Here is a 17,176-nt window from a genome sequence, read left to right as displayed (position 1 = left end):
TACGCGACGTGCTCGGTCCTCGTCTTCCCCGTTCCCGGTACCCGTTCGGGGCGGTCCCTCACGTTTGCCCGGGCGGGCGGGGAGCACCCGTCCCGCGTATGTGGACGGAACGGCGCACGTCCGCCCCGGCGGGCCGGTGGCTCGGCCGTCGGCCCGCCGGACGGCCACAACCACGAGGAGGAGGCCGTTGTGATTCTGGAAGAGGTCGTCATACCCGCAATCGACGGCTCCGCGCTCCGCGGCGATCTGGCGCTGCCCACGTCGGTGCCGGTCCTGGTGGTGTTCGCGCACGGCAGCGGCAGCTCCCGGCACAGTCCGCGCAACCGCGCGGTGGCCGGGGCGCTGCAGCAGGCTGGGCTGGGGACACTGCTGATCGATCTGCTCACGGAGCGGGAGGAACGCCGGGACCTGATGACGGCGGAGCACCGCTTCGACATCGACCTGCTGGGCTCCCGGGTGGTGGCCGCCATCGACTGGCTCGCCGACGAGCCGGCGACGCGGCAGCTGGCGGTGGGGCTGTTCGGCGCGAGCACGGGCGCGGCCGCGGCACTGCGGGCGGCGGCGGACCGGCCCGTCCGGGTGCAGTCGGTGGTGTCGCGGGGCGGCCGTCCGGACCTGGCCGGGGACGCGCTGCCCCGGGTGTCGGCGCCCGTCCTGCTGATCGTCGGCGGGAACGACCCGGAGGTGCTGCGGCTGAACCAGGAGGCGGCCGAGCGGCTGAGGGTGGCGAACCGGGTGGAGATCGTGCCCGGCGCGACCCATCTGTTCGAGGAGCCGGGGGCGCTGGAGCATGTGACGCGCGCGGCGCGGGCGTGGTTCCGGCGGCCGGGGGACGATGCCTTCGACGGCCAGCCGTGGCCGATCGGGATGTGACGGCCCCGCCCCGAGCCGGGTCGTGAGGAGGCTGCGATGGAGGAGCTGCGGTTCGAGGACAGGCGGGACGCGGGGCGGCGGCTCGGCGAGCGGGTGCACGAGCTGGCGATCGGGCAGGCGTGGCCCGACCCGGTCGTACTCGCCCTGCCGAGGGGCGGTGTCCCGGTGGCGGCGGAGGTGGCGCGGGCGCTGGGCGCGCCCATGGACGTACTGGTCGCGCGGAAGATCGGCCTGCCCGGTCAGCCGGAGGTCGGCATCGGGGCGATCGCCGGGGAGGCGCCGCCGATCTTCGACGAGCGGGCGCTGAGGATGCTCGGCATCACGCCGGACGAGCTGGGCGCGGACGTGGCGCGCGAACGCAACGAGGTGCACCGGTGCGAAGCGCTCTACCGGCGCGGCCACCCGGCGCCGGACCTGCGCGACCGGGCGGTCGTCCTGGTGGACGACGGACTGGCGACCGGGGTGACGGCCCGCGCCGCGGTACATCTGCTGCGGGACGAGGAGCCCGCCCGGGTGATCCTGGCCGTCCCGGTGGGCGACCGGCGGGCGGCCGCGGAGCTTCGCCCGGAGGTGGACGACCTGGTCTGCCTCTCCCAGCCACCGGACTTCCGTGCGGTGGGGCTCTGGTACGAGGACTTCGACCAGGTCTCCGACGACGAGGTGCTGCACCTGCTGCGATCCCTCTCGATCCCGGAACGCCTCAGGCCGGCCCGGCACCGGTGAGCACCGGGGCGGCGCCCGGACCGCCGTACGGAACCCGGACGGCCCGCCGGCCCGCAGTGGCTCTCATGTCTCCGTGCCGGGGCCCGTGGGGACCGCGATGGCGGTGGCGAGGAGGTTCTGTTCGACGGCCCATCGGCCGGTGAAGCCCTCGGCGGGGATCTGAGGGTCGGTGAGGAGGAGCCGGGCGGCGAACGTGCCGTCGGCGCCGAAGGTGATCTCGGCCTGTTCATGGCCGAGCCACCGGCGCGTCAGGGGGAACCACGCCTTGTACACGGACTCCTTCGCGCTGAACAGCAGCCGGTCCCAGTGGATGCCGGGATCGGTGTCGGCCAGTTCGGCGAGGTGACGCTGTTCGGAGGGCAGGGCGACAAGGTGGAGGACGCCGCCGGGCAGCGGCAGATGGGTCTCGGCGTCGATCCCGACCGTACGCACCTGGGAGTCGCGGGCCACGGCCGCCCCCCGGTAGCCGTCGCAGTGCGTCATGCTGCCCACGACGCGGGCGGGCCACACCGGGGCGCCGCGCTCACCTCGGAGTACGGGTACGGGCCCGATGCCCAGGCCCTTGAGCGCGCGCCTCGCGCACCAGCGGACGGTGGTGAACTCCCGCCTCCGCTTGTCGACCGCGCGGCTCACCTCCTCGGCCTCCGCGCCGAGCAGCGACAGACCGGGCGGGTCGTGGAACGCCTCGGCTACGGACACCGCCGACGGCAGCAGCTTGTCGATCACGGACCCCTCCCCCATGGCACGCGGTCAGTTCGATCACGCTATGCCGCGGCCGCCCGAGCGGCAAGGAGGTCCGCGGGCACGCGCACATCTCGTCGGATCAGTATCCCGATCGGTATCCGAACGGATGAAAACCCTGGTGGCGCGGCGCGGGCCGCCCGGGGTGCTGGAAAGGATCACGCGGCAGTGACACCAGCACACCCAGGGAGCAGCATGCAGCGACAGCAGGGGAGGGGACCCGGCCGCCGGGGCGTTCTCGCCGTCTGCGTCCAGGTCTTCGCCGCCACCGCGCTGGTCGGGTTCGGCGCCACCGAGGCCGGGGCCCAGCAGCGCTCGTGCTTCGGGGCCACCGCCACCACCGCGGGCACCACCGGCACGCCGGGCGACGACGTGATCGTCGGCACGCCGGGGCCGGACAGGATCGACGGCGGCGGGGGCAGCGACGTGATCTGCGGCGAGGGCGGCGACGACGTGATCGTCGGCGGGGCGGGGAACGACCGGCTCGTCGGCGGCGCCGGGAACGATCAGCTGACCGGCGGAGAGGGCGACGATCTGCTCGTCGGCGACCACGCGGCGAGGACCGGCGACGTCACCGGGCCCGCCGGGCGTGACCGGTTGTCCGGCGGTGGCGGCTCCGACCAGCTGATCGGCGACGGCTATGCCGTCCAGGGCGCCGCCTCGGGTGCCGCCGACGACTCCCTCGACGGCGGACCGGGCGGCGACTTCCTGGTGGGCGACGCCCGGGGCGACCACGCGGCCGGTGGAGCCGACGACGTACTGGAGGGCCGGGACGGCGACGACAGCCTCGTCGGCGACTCGGTCGGTTTCTACCAGGCCACCGGGGCCGGCGACGACATTCTGCGTGAGGGGCCCGGCGACTTCGGCGACGCGACCGGCGACAGCTGGGCCATCGTGGGCGACGCCGTCGGCGCGGGCGGGGACGACTTCATCGACCTGGGCGAGGACGGCGGCTTCTTCGCCGTGGGCGACCACCACGCCTCCGGGGGCACCGCGGTCGGCTCCGGCGACGACCGCATCCTGGGCGGCTCCGCCGACGAGATCATGCTGGCGGGCGACAGCGCGTTCAGCGACCCCGCCGGCGCCACCGCCGGCCGCGACCTGATCCAGGGCCGGGGTGGTGACGACGTGCTGGCCGGCGACAACGTCGACAACGCCACGTTCGCGTCGGCCGGTTCGGCCGGCGGCTCCGACCGTCTCAGCGGCGGTGACGGGGACGACCTGATCCGCGGCGGCCCCGCGAACGACTACCTCGACGGCGAGGCCGGCACAGACGACTGCGACGGCGAGGCGGGCTCGGGCGTGGAAACGCGCTGCGAGGTCTGACGACCAGCCGACGGCACTCCCCCGCGCCGTACTTCTCGGTCCTGACAGCGGCCCGCGCCGTACGCCGTCGCCCGGGGCCGGTCCGCCGGAGGTCAGTCGAGGTGCGGCCGGGCCGGGAGGCCGTCGATGCTGTGGGAGTTCTTCTCGCGCATGTACTCCTCCAGCTCCGGCCGGGTCCTGCGCTCTCCCCACTTGTCCTGGAGGTCCCGTTCCCCGACCAGGGTCATCTCGGGGACCGTGAAGCCGCACGAGTCGGCGATCCGGTCGAGGGAGACCACGACGACGGAGCGGGGGATGGGATGGCTGCCGAAGCGGCCGACGAGGGCGCCCCATTCGGGAGAGTCCGGGAAGACGCAGCGTCCCCGGCCGTACAGCCGCAGGATCTTGGGGCGGTGGGTGAAGGAGCAGAACATCAGGGTGATCCGCCCGTTCTCCCGGATGTGCGCGATGGTCTCCGCTCCCGAGCCGATGAGGTCCAGGTAGGCGACCGTCGTGTCGTCGAGGATGTGGAGCGTGTCCATGCCGCCCTTGGGCGACACGTTGACGCGGCCCTCGTCCGCGCGGGGAGCGGTGGCCACGAAGAAGACCGGGGCCTCCTCGATGAACGTGCGCAGACCGGGGGTCAGCGCCTCGTAGAGCTTGCCCATGGGCGGTTCACCTTTCTGCCGGGCCGACCAGCCGGTCGGGGCGGGGGGCCACCGACGCGATGGGACGGAAGTCCGGTTCCGGCCCTGCCGGTCCGGTTCGGATGTCGATGCGGGAGGCGAGTTCGCGGGCCCGCTCACGGGCGTCCGCGGCGTCCGCGCCACGGACGATGAGCAGGCCGGAGCGGTCGTACGACCAGGCGATGGGCCGTACCGTGTCGCCGGGCGAGACGCCGATCTGCAGGTCCACGACGTACGGGTCGGCGCGCACGGCGTCGGCGCCTTCGACGGCTTCGACAACACCCGGCTCGGCGGTGAGGAAGTGGATGGCCGCGCCGCACCGGGGCTCGCCCGGCGCCACGGGTTCGGTGCGGCCCGCGTACCAGAGATAGGCGAGCGCGTCGATGTCGATGCCGTACACCTCGTGGACGAGGTCGGCGATACGGTCGCCGCCGCGCCGGTTGTGGGACTCCACGAGCCGCGGCCCGTCCGGGGTGAGCTTCAGTTCGGTGTGGGACGGGCCGTCCTGGAGGCCGACGGCGTCGAGCATGCGGACGACGAGGTCGTCGACCTGCGCGGCGAGGGCCGGGGCGAGACCGGCGGGCTGGACGTGGCCGACTTCGACGAAGGAGTCGAGGGTCTCCTTCGCGGTGTGCGCGAGCACCGTGTGCTTCCCGGCGAAGGAGAAGGACTCGACGCTGATCTCCGGGCCCTCCAGGTACTCCTCCATGAGGAAGGTGTGCAGCCCGAACTCGGCGGCCCAGGCCGCCACCTCCGGGACGTCGTCCGGGCCGTGCACCATGCGGACCCCGATGCTTCCGGAGCCGTAGCGGGGTTTGATCACGGCGAGCCCGTGTGCCTCGACGAAGTCCCGCAGATCGCGCTCCGTGTGGCCGATCCGAGCGGCGGTCGCGTCCACCCCGCGCTCGTCGAGCAGTGCGCGGAAGGCCAGTTTGTCCTGGAGGACCCGTACGACGTCGAGTCCGGCGCCGGGCAGCCCGAGCGCGGCCGTCGCGGCAGCGGCCGTCTCCAGCCCGTCCTCGATCATGGAGACGACCCGTTCGACGGGGCGGCGGGCGTGCACCGTGGCGAGTAGTTCCGCGACGGCGGCCGGCTCGCGGTAGTCCGTCAGCAGCGCCTCGGCGGCCTCTTCCAGGCCGGCGGCGGCCAGCTCGCGGGGGTTGTGGATCCAGACCACGTCGAAGCCCGCGGCACGCGCCTTCTTCAGGGCGGCCGGGGTGCCTCCGACGATCGCGATACGCCTGGGCTCGCTCATGCCCGCAGCTCCCGTCCCGCCGCGCCTTCCAGCCAGCGGATCACTTCGACGTTGTCGGCTCCGGCGGGGAGTTCGGCCCGCGCCTTCTCCCACAGGGCCTGGCAGGCCGTGCCGAAGGCCGCCGGACCGCCCGCCTCCGCCTGGAGGGCGGTGGCGATCCTGATGTCCTTGAGCATCAGCCGCAGTGCGAAGCCCGAGTCGAACGTGCCGGTCAGCACATGGTCGGGGAGCTTGGTCTCGGAGGCGTGGTTGCGGCCGGTGGAGGCGTTTATCACGTCGAGCATGACGGCGGGCTCCAGGCCGAACGCCCGCCCGGCCAGCATGACTTCGGCGACCGCGGCGAGATTCACCGCGGAGAGGAGGTTGTTGAGCGCCTTCAGCGCGTGCCCGGCGCCGGCCGGGCCGACCCGGTGGACCCGGCCGAGCGCGGAGAGCACCGCCTCGGCACGGTCCAGGGCGCCGGAGTCACCCGCGGCCATCAGGGTGAGTTCCCCCGACCGGGCGGCGTCGGGGCTGCCCGAGACGGGGGCGTCCACGACCGCGACACCGAACCCGGCGGCGGTGCGGCCCAGTTCGAGGGTGTCGGACGGGGCCGACGAACCGGTGTCGATGATCAGCGCACCGGGTTCGAGCTTCGGCAGGAGCACGTCGGCCACCTGCCGTACGGCCCCGCCGTCGGGCAGCATGGTGACGATCACCGGGGCGGCCAGGCCGGGGACGTCCACCGCCGCGTCGACGCCGGGGTGCTCTCCCGCGCGCCGCAGGGCGTCCGTATCGACGTCGAAGGCCCTCACCTCGAATCCGCGGTCCGCGAGGCGGCGGCACATCCCGCCGCCCATGGAGCCCAGTCCCGCGAAGCCCACACGCTTGTTCTGCACCATTCCTCCGTGTGTTCCCTTCGGTTGCACGTCACGCCCCGATCAGGCTGCGTGTGATCAGTACGCCGGCGGCGGCCACCGCGATCAGGAGCACGCCCTTGCGCATCCGCTCCCCCTCGACATGGCGGCGCAGCGGTCCGGAGAGCCAGAAGCCCGCGGCCATGGCCGGCATGAGCAGCGTCCCGGCGACGAGTTGCCCGTGCGGCAGCCGGCCGGCCGCCGCGAGCGCGCCGAGCGAGAGCAGCGTCCCGACGGCGAAGAACACCGAGAGGGTGCCGCGCGTCGTCGGGCCCGGCTCCCGGTGGTAGACGAGCGCGAGGAACGGGCCGCCGATGGACGAGGTCGTGCCCGTGATGCCGGCGGCCGCACCCGAGGCGATGAGGGTGGCCCGGTTCATCGGGACGCGCGCCGGGTCGAGTGTCATCACCGCCACGATGGCGAGCGTGATACCCGCGGTGAGGAGATCGAGTACCGAGCCGGACACGACCGAGATCACACAGGCGGCCGCCAGGGTGCCCGCGACGCGGCCCGCCAGCGCCCAGGAGACACCGTGCCAGTCCGCGTACCCGAACTCCCTCGCCGCGCCGAGCACCGACAGGACGAACGCGACGAGCAGCACCGCCCCGGGCATCAGCCCCGGGTCGGCGACCTGCACCACCGGCGCGGCCACCAGGGCGAGTCCGACGCCCATGCTGCCCTGGACCAGCGAGCCCAGGAAGACCGCGACCGCCGCGAAGACCAGGGCGAGTACGTCAGGCATCGACGGACTCCCCCGCACCGGACCCGGCGGCGGAACCCGCACCGGACCCGGCGGCGGAACCCGCGCGCGGCCCGGCGGCGGAACCCGCGCCCGCACCGGCGGCGGGACCGGTGGCCGGGCCCGAGCCGGCACCGGTCGCCGGTTCGGCGGCAAAGGCCCCGGTGGGCCCGCCGGCCGGGTCGACGGCGAGCCCGGCACGGCTGCCGGCGGCGAGTGCGACGCGCTCGCCGGCGACGCCCGCGAGCAGGAACACCGCCCCGGCGCCGATCCAGCCGACGGCGCCCGAGCCGAGGAGCAGCCCGGTGACGACGATCGGCCCGAGCACCCGCTCGGCGGACAGCCCGAGGTTGAACACCGACAGATAGCGGCCGCGCGACGCCGGCGGTGCCAGCGCGATGGACAGCTCCCAGCTCGCCGAGTTGGCCATGACCTCGCCCAGCGACAGCGCGACCACGGCCCCGAGGAGCCAGCCGATCGCGTACCAGTCGCCCGCTCCTCCCGCGCCGTCCGCGCCGCCCGGACCACCCGCGCCGCCCAGCCCGCCCGCGGCCGCGAAGCAGAGGCTGGACACGGCCAGCGCCGCACCGGCCAGCGTCATCAGCCGGCTGGTGCGCCGCAGACCCTCGACGAGCCGGCTGACCGGGATCTGGAGGACCACGACGAGGCCGGTGTTGACCGCGAAGAGGACGGAGACCATGACCCGCGGCGCGTCCGTGTACTCCAGCACCCACACCGGCATGGCCACCAGCAGCAGCGCGTCGAAGAAGGTGAGCAGGAAGTTAAGCCCGGTCAGCACCAGGTACCGGGGATACGGCAGTACCGACCGGGCCGTCGCCTTCGCCGCCCGTTCGGCGGCCGTCGGGCGCGCGCCCTCCCGTATCCGCAGTACGAGCGCCGCGCCGCCGAGGAAGGCGAGCCCGATGAGCCCCAGCGTGATCTGGTAGGCGAGCAGGGTGTCGCTCACCAGGGCCGCGCCCGCCGCCACCGCGCCCACGCCGAGCCCGACGTTCCGTACGACGTTGACGACCGCGAGGACCCTGGTCCGCTCCCGCTGGTCGGTGACGGTGCCGGCCACCAGCGCCTGGAGGACGGGCGGGCCCGTACGGTCCGCCGCGATCGCGACCAGCGTGACGGCGATGAACTGCCAGAAGGCCGTCACGAAGGCGTACGCCGCGCAGCACACCGCGCGGGTGGTGTAGAGGGACGCCAGCACCCGCCGCGCGCCGTACCGGTCCGCCAGTTCGCCGCCGAGCAGCGATACGCCGAGCGCCACGGCCCCCGCGGTCGCGAGGCCCGCGCCCACCTGCGTCGCCGACAGGCCGACCTGGCGGGTGAAGAACGCCATGGAGCTCGCCATGAACAGGCCGATGCCGAGCGACTGGACGAGCGAGGCGGTGGCCAGTCGCTCACCGCCCGCAGCGAGGCGGCGGAACCTCATGTCACTCCGTTCCGAAGTCGAACTCGACGACGTCCTCGAGCTCCATCTCCCGGACGATGCGCCGGATGCCGGAGAAGTCACGTACCAGCAGTCCGTTGCCCGCCTGGGCGCGGCAGTCCGCGACGATCTCGTCGGCCCGTTCGATGCCGGCGTGCCGGAGGATGCCCGGCCACACGTCGAAGTCCTGGGCGACGAAGGCATGCAGCGCCTTCGGGAGGTGGTCGGCGAACGCCGTGCGCTGCTCCTTGTTGAGGTGCACGTACAGCGCCTTGGCGACCTCGACCATCACGGAGGAGTGCGCGGACTCGTCCCTGGCGTGCAGCCGGGGGACGAGCGCGTGCAGCGGCTGCACGGTCTCGTCGCGTGAGAGGAGTTCCAGGTAGGCGTTGACGCTGATCTCGGAGACCGTCGTCCAGACCAGCTTCAGCAGGTCGCGTTCCCACTGCTCCGGCGCCTGGGCCTCCGCTTCGAGGAGCCTGCGGTAGGTGACGGTGTGCGGGTAGCGCGGCTCACTGGTCACCTCGCGGACCTCGCGGGTGCGCTGCATGGCGACCATGTGCATGTACGTGTGCCAGACCTCGTCCACATGGGTCTGCTGGACGGCCCGCTTCAGATGGACGCCGTCGGCGCCCGGGAAGGCCCCGTGCATGATCATGGCGAAGGTGGGGTTGGCGACGTACTCCTCGGCCGCGATGACACGCTCGTTGTACACCAGCCAGGCCAGGGTGAGGACGCGGCGGCGCTGCTCGGGTGCGGCGGCGAGGTACAGCGGGTGGTCGGCGAAGGGCAGCAGCCGCTCGGGATAGTCCGGGAGGGACTCGTCGTACTCCTCGGGCTGGGCGATCCGGTCGAGGTCGGTGCGGATGGTGGCGCGCCGGGGCCAGGAGTCGGCGATCCGGCGGAGTACGGACTCGTCGATGTGCCCGAAGTCGTCGTGCCCGGGGCCGTCGTGCCCGGGGCCGTCGTGCCCGGGGCCGTCGTGCCCGGGGCCGTCGTCGGTGCCGGGCGCGTCTCCGGGCCCGCCGTCGTGGGTGCCCTCGCTCAGAACGGTCACTGCTGGTCTCCTTCCGCCGTCGCCGCCGCGATCGCGTCGGCGAGCAGCCCGGTACCGTGCCGGAGGCCGTCCTCGTCGGTGACGAGAGGCGGCATGATCTTGAGAACCTGGCCGCGGGCGCCCGAGGTCTCCACCAGGAGGCCCTTGTTGAAGGCGGCCCGGGACACGCGGTCGGCCAGGCCGTCGTCGGCGAAGGCGAGCCCGCGGATCAGCCCGCGGCCGCGTACGGCGCACCCCAGGTGCCCGAACTTGACGGCGAGCTCGTCGAGGAGGCCGGCGAGCGTGGCGGCGTTGGCCCGGACGCGGGCGGTGAACTCGGGATCGGCCCAGTGGTCCAGGCAGGCCGTGGCGGCGACGAAGGCCAGGTTGTTGCCGCGGAAGGTGCCGCTGTGCTCGCCGGGGCCGAGCTGGTCGAGCTCGGGCCGGACCAGTACGAGGGCCATGGGCAGGCCGATGCCGCTGATGGACTTGGAGAGGCAGACGAGATCGGGGACGATGCCCGCCTCCTCGAAGCTGAAGAAGGTGCCGGTACGGCCGCAGCCCGCCTGGATGTCGTCGACGATGAGCAGGATGCCCCGCTCCCGGGCGACGTCGGCGAGCCGGCGCAGCCATCGCGGGCTCGCCGCGGAGAGGCCGCCTTCTCCCTGCACCGTCTCGACGACGAAGGCCGCCGGGAGGTCGACGCCGCTGCCCGGGTCGTCGAGGAGGCGGGTCAGGAGGTCGATGGTGTCGACACCGTCGCCGGCATAGCCCTCGTAGGGCATCCGGGTGACATGGCCGAGCGGGACTCCCGCGGCGCCGCGTTTGAAGGCGGTGGCGGAGGCGGCGAGCGCGCCGAGCGACAGACCGTGGAAGCCGCCGGTGAAGGCGACGATGTCGGTACGGCCGGTGACTCGGCGGGCGGTCTTGAACGCGGCTTCGACGGCGTTGGTGCCGGTGGGGCCGGTGAACTGGATCCGGTAGTCGAGATTCCGGGGGGCGAGCACCACGTCGCGGAACCGTTCCAGGAACGCCGCCTTGGCGGTGGTGTGCAGGTCCAGGCCGTGCACGGGTCCGTCGGCGAGCAGGTAGTCGACGACGGCGGCCTTCACCGCGGCGGGGTTGTGGCCGTAGTTGAGGGCGCCTGCGCCGGAGAGGAAGTCCACGTACACGCGGCCCCGCTCGTCCCACATGCGGTGGCCGGACGCCTTGGCGAAGACGGCGGGGAAGCGGCGGCAGTACGTCCGTACCGCCGACTCGAGTTCGTCGAAGACGGTGGGGGGCGGCTCGGTGACGGTCATGACACGCTCCAGGGATCGGTGTCGGCGATCCGCGCGGAGTCACGGGGATCGAGCGCCGTACGGGGGGAGAGCGGGAACCAGCCCGCTAGGGTGAGCCGGATGAGCTCGCGCATCCGGTCCGCGATGAGTTCGGGGGTGTACGCCGTGGGCACGTCGGCGGCGTCGAGGGTGGGAGTCGGCGGGAAGTACCTGCCGGCCTTGGCGGGCCGTACCACGGCGTCCCACAGGTTGAGGCTCTGGCCGCCCCAGCGGGCCCGGCCGCTGAACACCGAGTAGACGGGCAGACCTTCGGGGTGGGGGCGGCTGAGGGCCTGGTTGACGGGTTCGCTGACCATCTCCACGATCAGGCCGCAGGCCCCCGCGTCGCGGGCCCGGCGGGCCTGGGCGAACAGCTCCATGGCGTCGTCGACGGCGTCGCCGTGGCGGCCGAGGCGGGTGAGCTGCGGGGTGTAGCCGAGGTGGGCGAGGGTGGGCAGGCCGGTGGCGGCGACCGCTTCGACGCAGCGCAGCTCGGCCTCGCCGGCCACCTCGACCTTGACCGCGTCCGCGCCGGCCGCGGCGAAGCGGCCGGCGGCCGCGCGGGCGGTCCCGGTGTCGCGGGTGGCGCCGTCGGGCAGGTCGGCGAGGAGGAAGGGGCGGCGGGCCGCGGTGAACTCGGCGTCCGTCGACTTCCGTACTTCGGCGACCAGTCCGACCAGGGTGGCGAGTGCCCACTCCTGCTCGGCGGCGCCCGACATGACGGTGCCGGGGCGTCCGAGGTGAGTCATGAAGTAGGAGTCGCCGACCATGACGCACTCGACGGGGCTGTCCGCGAGGTCGGGGGTGCGGAGCGCCTGGGCGAGGCCCTCGATCTCGTACCCCCGGTAGGCGTTGACCTTGAGTCCGAGCTGGGCCGGTGACCCGTACCGCCACAGGTAGGGCGAGAGTGTGCCCGCGGCGGCCGGAGCGGTCAGTTCAGCGCTCATGGACGCCCTCCCAGTAGATCTTGTTGATGCGGTGGATCGCGTCGCGCACGGCCGCGGGCGGCGCGGCGGTGAAGCAGACGCGTGCCCACGCGGTGCAGTGCTCGCCGAAGACCCGGCCGGGCGCGAGGCCGACGCCCTCCCGGGCGCAGCGGCGGATGAACTCCTCCCCGTCGCCGAGGGCGCGCAGGTCCAGGAAGGTGTAGAGGCCACCGGAGACGGAGGTGTGCGGGATCTCCAGGGTGTCGTCGGCGAGCCGCCAGGCGTCCGCGGCGCGGGCGCGCCGGGCGGCGAGCTCCTCCGGAGGTGTGGCGAGCGCCTCGTACGCGGCGAACTGGGCCGCCGTCGAGACGGAGTAGAGGGTGTGCAGCGACCATTTCGTCAGGACGTCGCCGCAGCCGGGCGGGGAGATCAGATGGCCGACGCGGGCCCCGGGCATCGCGTAGGTCTTGCTGCACGAGTGGACGGAGAAGGTGCGCTCGGCGGCCCGCCCGACGGTCGCCGGGTCGAGGAACCCGTCGGGTGAGAAGTCGTAGTTCTCGTAGGCGTTGTCGGCGATGAGCCAGAGGTCGTGCCGCTCGGCGAGGTCGGCGAGGCGGGCGAGCTGGTCCTCGTCGAGGCGGAAGCCGGTGGGGTTGTTGGGGTTGTTGAAGTAGATCGCGCGGGTGCGCGGGCCGACGGCGGCCTCGATGACGGCGGTGAAGTCGAAGCCGGGGTCCTGGGACAGCTCCAGGAACACCGGGATCTCACGCGGGACCCCGCCGGCGGCCCGGACGAGGCCGGTGGCGAAGAGCCACTGCGGGGAGAGGACGAGCACGTCGTCGCCGGGCCGCAGGACGGCGTGCAGGGTCACCGCGATGGCGTGGGTGGCTCCGCCGGTCACCAGGACCTGGTCGGTGTCGACGGGCGTGCCGCGGCGTGCCGCGGCGGCGTCGGCCAAGCGCCCGCGCAGTGCGGGCACTCCGGCGGGCGGCGCGTGTTCGTGGGCCGCGATCCCGAACTCGTCGCGTTCCCATGGGCGCGGGATCGCGCACGGTGTGAACACGGTCTTGCCCTGGTGCAGTCCGACGGGCGTCTCGTGTCCGTGGGTCCGCAGGAGCTGTTCGACCGCGACAAGCGGCGAGGGGCGAATTTCGGTCAGCGGCCGACCGAACGAAGGCATGGCTGGTGACTCCCTAGTTCCCGACCGGAGCGGCGGTCCGCCCCTCTGTGGACATGGATGAGGCGGCGGCGCCCCTGGCGGGCCGCTCCAGGCCGAGGTTCTCGCGGAGCGTGGTGCCCTCGTACGCGGTGCGGAAGAGCCCGCGGCGCTGCAGTTCGGGTACGACGAGGCCGACGAAGTCGTCGAGTCCGTCCGGGAGGACCGCGGGCATGATGTTGAAGCCGTCGGCACCGCCGTTCACAAACCACTCCTCGAGCTCGTCGGCGACGCTCTCGGGGGTGCCGATGACGATGCGGTGGCCGCGGCCGCCGGACACCGACCGGTAGAGCTCGCGGATGGTGAGCCCCTCCCGCCGCGCCTTCTCGTAGACGAGTTGCCGGCGGCTCGTGCTGCCCTCGGTGCGCGGCAGTTCGGGCAGGGGGCCGTCCACCGGCAGGTGCGAGATGTCGACGTCGCCGAGCAGGAGGGTGAGCAGCCCGAGCCCGACGACGGGGTCGACGAGGTCCTGGAGCACGGCGTACTTGTCCTCGGCCTCGGCCCGCGTCCTGCCGACGACGGGGAAGACACCCGGCATGATCTTGACCTGTTCGGGGTCGCGGCCGTGTCCGGCGACCTGGTCCTTCATGGCCTGGTAGAAGGACCGGGCCTGGTCGAGGTTCTGGGCGGCGGTGAAGACGACTTCGGCCCAGGCCGCGGCGAAGTCCTGGCCGTCGGGGGACGACCCGGCCTGCACGATCACCGGGTGCCCCTGCGGCGGCCGGGCCACATTGAGCGGGCCGCGCACCTGGAAGTGCTCGCCCCGGTGCCCGAGGATGTGCAGCTTCTCCGGGTCGAAGAAACGCCCGCTCTCCTTGTCGTACAGGAAGGCGTCGTCCTCCCAGCTGTCCCACAGCCCGGTGACGACGTCCATGAACTCCCGCGCCCGGTGGTAGCGCGCCGCGTGCTCCGGCTGCCGGTCCAGATTGAAGTTCCGCGCCTCCGCGTCGGTGACGGAGGTGACGACGTTCCAGCCGGACCGGCCGCCGCTGAGATGGTCGAGCGAGGCGAATTTCCGTGCGAGGTGGAACGGTTCGTTGTACGTCGTCGACGCCGTCGCCGCCAGGCCGATGTGCGTCGTGTGCACGGCGAGCGCGGAGAGCAGGGTGAGCGGTTCGAACTGGACGATGCGGCCCTGGCGGCTGAGTTCGTCGCGGTCCTTGAACGGGATGCGGATGCCGAGGCCGTCGGAGAGGAAGACCATGTCGAACAGACCGCGCTCCGCGGTCTGTACGAGGTCGCGGTAGTGACCGAAGTCGAGGCCGCCGTCCGCGTGTGCGTGCGGGTGGCGCCAGGAGGCTATGTGGTAGCCCGGCGCTATGAGGAACGCTCCGAGGCGGATCATACGGCGTGGCGCCCGCGTCATGGACTCTCCTTTTCGGTGCGCGTACTGAAACGGACCGTAGTCGAGTGCGGACGCCCCACCAGGGTTGTGGGCACAACGAGATTTCGCCGCGCAAATCTCGTTGTGCCCATTCTGACCGCGCCTTTCCCAGAACCCTTGTCCGGTCTGCCGGCCGTCCTACTCTGGGGCGGCCCACACCTGGCGGCGGACGGGGAGGAACAGCGGTGAATACGGCGGACGAGCGCGGCGTTCTCGTTTTTGTCGACAGCGACTACGCCGACACCCCGTACGACAAATGGGCGGCCGACGCAGGAATCCAGCCATATCTGTTGGTGAACAGCGGCCGGTATTCGCAGTACGCGCACATGGCCGGGGCGCGCGCATTCGACGGATACGCCACGAGCGGCGCGGTGGAGCGGGCCGCGCTGGAGGCTGCGCACCCCGTTCCGCCGGCCGCCGTGGTGGCCCGCTCGGAGGGCGACGTGCTGCGTGCGGCGCGGCTGCGCGAGCTGCTCGGGGTGCCGGGCCAGGACTGGCGCAGCGCGATCGCGTTCCGGGACAAGGTGCTGATGAAGTCGCTGCTGCGGGAGCGGGGTGTCCTGGTGCCCGAGTTCGCGCCGGTGCGGATCCCGATGGACCTGTTCGGGTTCGTCCGCGAGCACGGCTACCCGGTGGTGGTGAAGCCCGCCTTCGGCTCGGGCTCGACCGGGACCCATGTGCTGCGCGGCCCCGGGGACCTGGCCGCCCTGTTCGAGGCGGGGCTGCCCGAGCACGCGGAGGTGGAGCGGTTCGTCGAGGGCACCATGTACGTGGTGGACGGCCTGGTCCACGGGGGCGCGGTGCCCGCCGTGTTCGTGTCGCGCTATCTGAACGACTGCCTCTCGTTCCGCGCGGGCAGTCACCTGGGGTCGGTGCAGCTGACCCGTGACGACCCGCTGGTGCCGCGGCTGATCGCGTACGCCCGGCGGGTGCTCGACCGGCTGCCGACGCCGGACTGCACCACCTTCCACCTGGAGGTGTTCCACACCCCCGGCGACGAGCTGGTGCTCTGCGAGGTGGCCAGCCGCACCGGGGGCGCGCTCACCACCGCCGCCATCCGCAGCGCGACCGGTTTCGACCTTGACAAGGAGTGGTTCCTGGCCCAGGTGAGCCCGGTTCCCCACCCCGTACGCGAGGTGAGCGGCGCCGCGCCGGGACGGACGCAGCCGACTGCGGGGTGGGTGGTCTTCTACCCGGAGGCCGGGACGCTGGCGGCGCTGCCGCAGTCCCCGCCGCCGTTCGTCGCCGAGCAACGGCAGCGCGGGAGGATCGGCACGACGTACGGTGGCGGGGAGAAGTCCGGTGTGTACCTGGCCGGTTACGTGGTGACCGGGGCGGACGCCGCCGAGGTGGAGCACCGCGTGGGCGAGCTCGCCGAGTGGTACGCGGCAGGGGTCCGGTGGGAGAGCTGACGGCGGGCGGGCCCGTCGCGGGAGAAGTCGCGGGAGAATGAGGTCGGAATGCGTTACATCGTCATCGGGGCCGGTGCGGTCGGGGGTTCCATCGGCGGGCGGCTCTTCGAGAGCGGCCATGACGTCGTCCTGGTGGCCCGCGGCGACCACCACACCGCGCTGCGAGACGGAGGGCTCCGGTTCACCACCCCCGAGGGGACGCGGAGCCTGCCCGTACCGGTGGCCGACGGGCCGGAGGGCGTCGAGCTCCGCCCCGACGATGTGCTGATCCTGGCCGTGAAGACCCAGCACACCGGGGCCGCTCTGGACGCGTGGGCAGACCGCCCCGTCGCCGACGCCACCACGGCCGGCGAGTCGCTGCCGCTGGTCTGCGCCCAGAACGGCGTGGAGAACGAGCGGCTCGCGCTGCGCGCCTTCCGCCAGGTCTACGGCATGTGCGTGGTGCTGCCCGCCGCGTTCCTGCGGCCCGGCGAGGTCACCGCGGCCTGCGGCCCGTACACCGGTGCGCTCGTCCTCGGCCGCTACCCGTCGGGGGACGACACGACGGCCCGAGCGATCGCCGCCGGGCTGGAGAGGTCCGTGTTCCGCGCGCCGGTCGTACCGGATGTGATGCGCTGGAAGTACGGGAAGCTGCTGGGCAATCTCACCCAGACCGTGGAGGCCCTCTGCGGCGCCGTACGGCCCGGCAGCCGGGCCGCCGCCCTGGCCGGGCTGGCCAGGGCCGAGGGGGTCGCGGCCCTCCGGGCGGCCGGGATCGGCTACGCCGACGCCGACGAGCTGGCCGCGCTGCGCACCGGAGCCGTGGAGGCACGGCCGCTGCCCGGCGAGGGGACCGGGGAGAAGGCGCTCGGCTCCACCTGGCAGAGCCTCGCCCGCGGCGCCGGCTCGATCGAAGCGGAGTACCTCAACGGGGAGTTCGTCCTGCTGGGGCGGACCCACGGGGTGCCGACTCCGGTCAACGAGGCCCTGCTGCGCCTGGCGAAGGCGTCGGCGCGGGACCGTCGGGCACCCGGCGGCGTGGCCGCCGAGGACGTCCTGCACCTGGTCGGCACACTGCCGTAACCGGAGGGCCCTCCATCGGCCGCCCGCACGTCACTTCACCGCCCGACACATGCGTCGCTGTCTGTAATTCTCCCGAAACTACCCGCGGGTAAATCTTGTGCAAAGGAATATCTCTTTGCCGAGAAGTTCTTGCCGCCGTCACTGTGATCGGGATCAATAAGTCCC

At 73.1% G+C, this 17,176-nt stretch carries 16 protein-coding genes; 5 read left to right on the top strand and 11 right to left on the bottom strand.

All coding sequences use genetic code 11. The annotated features are described in order from the left end of the window. Positions 1-189 precede the first annotated feature (189 nt). Entirely contained in the window at positions 190-873 is a 684-nt protein-coding gene (locus tag FVS66_RS26335) for a dienelactone hydrolase family protein (protein ID WP_149183714.1), read from the top strand. 45 nt (positions 874-918) lie between these two features. Then, positions 919-1,596, top strand: coding sequence for a phosphoribosyltransferase (locus FVS66_RS26330; RefSeq protein ID WP_149183749.1), 678 nt, complete (start codon positions 919-921; stop codon positions 1,594-1,596). Between the two features lie 63 nt (positions 1,597-1,659). On the opposite strand, the gene FVS66_RS26325 is transcribed toward FVS66_RS26330, so the two are convergent. After that, entirely contained in the window at positions 1,660-2,322 is a 663-nt protein-coding gene (locus FVS66_RS26325) for a 4'-phosphopantetheinyl transferase superfamily protein (RefSeq protein ID WP_316248221.1), read from the bottom strand. A gap of 210 nt (positions 2,323-2,532) precedes the next feature. Here FVS66_RS26325 and FVS66_RS26320 point away from each other — a divergent pair, with 210 nt between their 5' ends. Continuing rightward, a complete protein-coding gene (locus FVS66_RS26320) occupies positions 2,533-3,663 on the top strand; it encodes a calcium-binding protein (RefSeq protein ID WP_149183712.1) in 1,131 nt (376 codons plus the stop codon). Between the two features lie 92 nt (positions 3,664-3,755). Here FVS66_RS26320 and FVS66_RS26315 read toward each other — a convergent pair whose 3' ends face one another. The 10 genes from FVS66_RS26315 to FVS66_RS26270 are packed head-to-tail and all read right to left on the bottom strand — an operon-like array spanning position 3,756 to position 14,519. Further along, positions 3,756-4,310: a pyridoxamine 5'-phosphate oxidase family protein gene (locus FVS66_RS26315; protein ID WP_149183711.1), complete on the bottom strand. Its 555-nt coding sequence runs from the start codon at positions 4,308-4,310 to the stop codon at positions 3,756-3,758. A gap of 7 nt (positions 4,311-4,317) precedes the next feature. Continuing rightward, positions 4,318-5,583, bottom strand: a complete 1,266-nt coding sequence (locus tag FVS66_RS26310; protein WP_149183710.1) for an ATP-grasp domain-containing protein — start codon at positions 5,581-5,583, stop codon at positions 4,318-4,320. Next, positions 5,580-6,464 carry an NAD(P)-dependent oxidoreductase gene (locus FVS66_RS26305; protein ID WP_149183709.1) on the bottom strand — a complete coding sequence of 295 codons (885 nt, stop codon included), beginning with the start codon at positions 6,462-6,464 and terminating at the stop codon, positions 5,580-5,582. Before FVS66_RS26305 ends, FVS66_RS26310 begins: the two co-directional genes overlap by 4 nt. A gap of 28 nt (positions 6,465-6,492) precedes the next feature. Continuing rightward, a complete protein-coding gene (locus FVS66_RS26300) occupies positions 6,493-7,221 on the bottom strand; it encodes a sulfite exporter TauE/SafE family protein (RefSeq protein WP_149183708.1) in 729 nt (242 codons plus the stop codon). After that, complete coding sequence (locus FVS66_RS26295; RefSeq protein WP_149183707.1) at positions 7,214-8,659, bottom strand: MFS transporter; 1,446 nt, start codon at positions 8,657-8,659, stop codon at positions 7,214-7,216. The genes FVS66_RS26300 and FVS66_RS26295 overlap by 8 nt, the downstream gene beginning before the upstream one ends. Before the next feature lies 1 nt (position 8,660). Further along, on the bottom strand, positions 8,661-9,713 hold the full coding sequence (locus tag FVS66_RS26290) for a diiron oxygenase (RefSeq protein ID WP_262387219.1): 1,053 nt from the start codon (positions 9,711-9,713) through the stop codon (positions 8,661-8,663). Continuing rightward, complete coding sequence (gene ectB / locus FVS66_RS26285; protein ID WP_149183706.1) at positions 9,710-10,993, bottom strand: diaminobutyrate--2-oxoglutarate transaminase; 1,284 nt, start codon at positions 10,991-10,993, stop codon at positions 9,710-9,712. The genes FVS66_RS26290 and ectB overlap by 4 nt, the downstream gene beginning before the upstream one ends. Further along, on the bottom strand, positions 10,990-11,958 hold the full coding sequence (locus FVS66_RS26280; protein ID WP_149183705.1) for a 3-methyl-2-oxobutanoate hydroxymethyltransferase: 969 nt from the start codon (positions 11,956-11,958) through the stop codon (positions 10,990-10,992). Before FVS66_RS26280 ends, ectB begins: the two co-directional genes overlap by 4 nt. After that, positions 11,948-13,117, bottom strand: a complete 1,170-nt coding sequence (locus tag FVS66_RS26275; RefSeq protein WP_149183704.1) for a pyridoxal phosphate-dependent aminotransferase — start codon at positions 13,115-13,117, stop codon at positions 11,948-11,950. Before FVS66_RS26275 ends, FVS66_RS26280 begins: the two co-directional genes overlap by 11 nt. A gap of 13 nt (positions 13,118-13,130) precedes the next feature. Next, entirely contained in the window at positions 13,131-14,519 is a 1,389-nt protein-coding gene (locus FVS66_RS26270) for an LLM class flavin-dependent oxidoreductase (RefSeq protein WP_149183703.1), read from the bottom strand. Between the two features lie 203 nt (positions 14,520-14,722). On the opposite strand from FVS66_RS26270, the gene FVS66_RS26265 reads away from it, so the two are divergent. Together FVS66_RS26265 and FVS66_RS26260 are read left to right on the top strand one after the other, a co-directional pair. Then, a complete protein-coding gene (locus FVS66_RS26265) occupies positions 14,723-15,949 on the top strand; it encodes an ATP-dependent carboxylate-amine ligase (protein ID WP_149183702.1) in 1,227 nt (408 codons plus the stop codon). A gap of 48 nt (positions 15,950-15,997) precedes the next feature. Next, positions 15,998-17,011: a ketopantoate reductase family protein gene (locus tag FVS66_RS26260; RefSeq protein WP_149183701.1), complete on the top strand. Its 1,014-nt coding sequence runs from the start codon at positions 15,998-16,000 to the stop codon at positions 17,009-17,011. Positions 17,012-17,176: the final 165 nt, after the last annotated feature.

Origin of the sequence: Streptomyces sp. TRM49041 (genome assembly GCF_008271805.1) — a bacterium.
Taxonomy (GTDB): domain Bacteria; phylum Actinomycetota; class Actinomycetes; order Streptomycetales; family Streptomycetaceae; genus Streptomyces.
This window is presented reverse-complemented; position numbering and strand designations above follow the sequence as displayed.

Bases quoted from the DNA above. Each gene is read 5' to 3' on its own strand.
- FVS66_RS26300 (WP_149183708.1), bottom strand. From the start codon at position 7,221: ATGCCTGACGTACTCGCCCTGGTCTTCGCGGCGGTCGCGGTCTTCCTG.
- FVS66_RS26280 (WP_149183705.1), bottom strand. From the start codon at position 11,958: ATGAGCGCTGAACTGACCGCTCCGGCCGCCGCGGGCACACTCTCGCCC.
- FVS66_RS26295 (WP_149183707.1), bottom strand. From the start codon at position 8,659: ATGAGGTTCCGCCGCCTCGCTGCGGGCGGTGAGCGACTGGCCACCGCC.
- ectB (WP_149183706.1), bottom strand. From the start codon at position 10,993: ATGACCGTCACCGAGCCGCCCCCCACCGTCTTCGACGAACTCGAGTCG.
- FVS66_RS26310 (WP_149183710.1), bottom strand. From the start codon at position 5,583: ATGAGCGAGCCCAGGCGTATCGCGATCGTCGGAGGCACCCCGGCCGCC.
- FVS66_RS26320 (WP_149183712.1), top strand. From the start codon at position 2,533: ATGCAGCGACAGCAGGGGAGGGGACCCGGCCGCCGGGGCGTTCTCGCC.
- FVS66_RS26260 (WP_149183701.1), top strand. From the start codon at position 15,998: ATGCGTTACATCGTCATCGGGGCCGGTGCGGTCGGGGGTTCCATCGGC.
- FVS66_RS26315 (WP_149183711.1), bottom strand. From the start codon at position 4,310: ATGGGCAAGCTCTACGAGGCGCTGACCCCCGGTCTGCGCACGTTCATC.
- FVS66_RS26305 (WP_149183709.1), bottom strand. From the start codon at position 6,464: ATGGTGCAGAACAAGCGTGTGGGCTTCGCGGGACTGGGCTCCATGGGC.
- FVS66_RS26275 (WP_149183704.1), bottom strand. From the start codon at position 13,117: ATGCCTTCGTTCGGTCGGCCGCTGACCGAAATTCGCCCCTCGCCGCTT.
- FVS66_RS26270 (WP_149183703.1), bottom strand. From the start codon at position 14,519: ATGACGCGGGCGCCACGCCGTATGATCCGCCTCGGAGCGTTCCTCATA.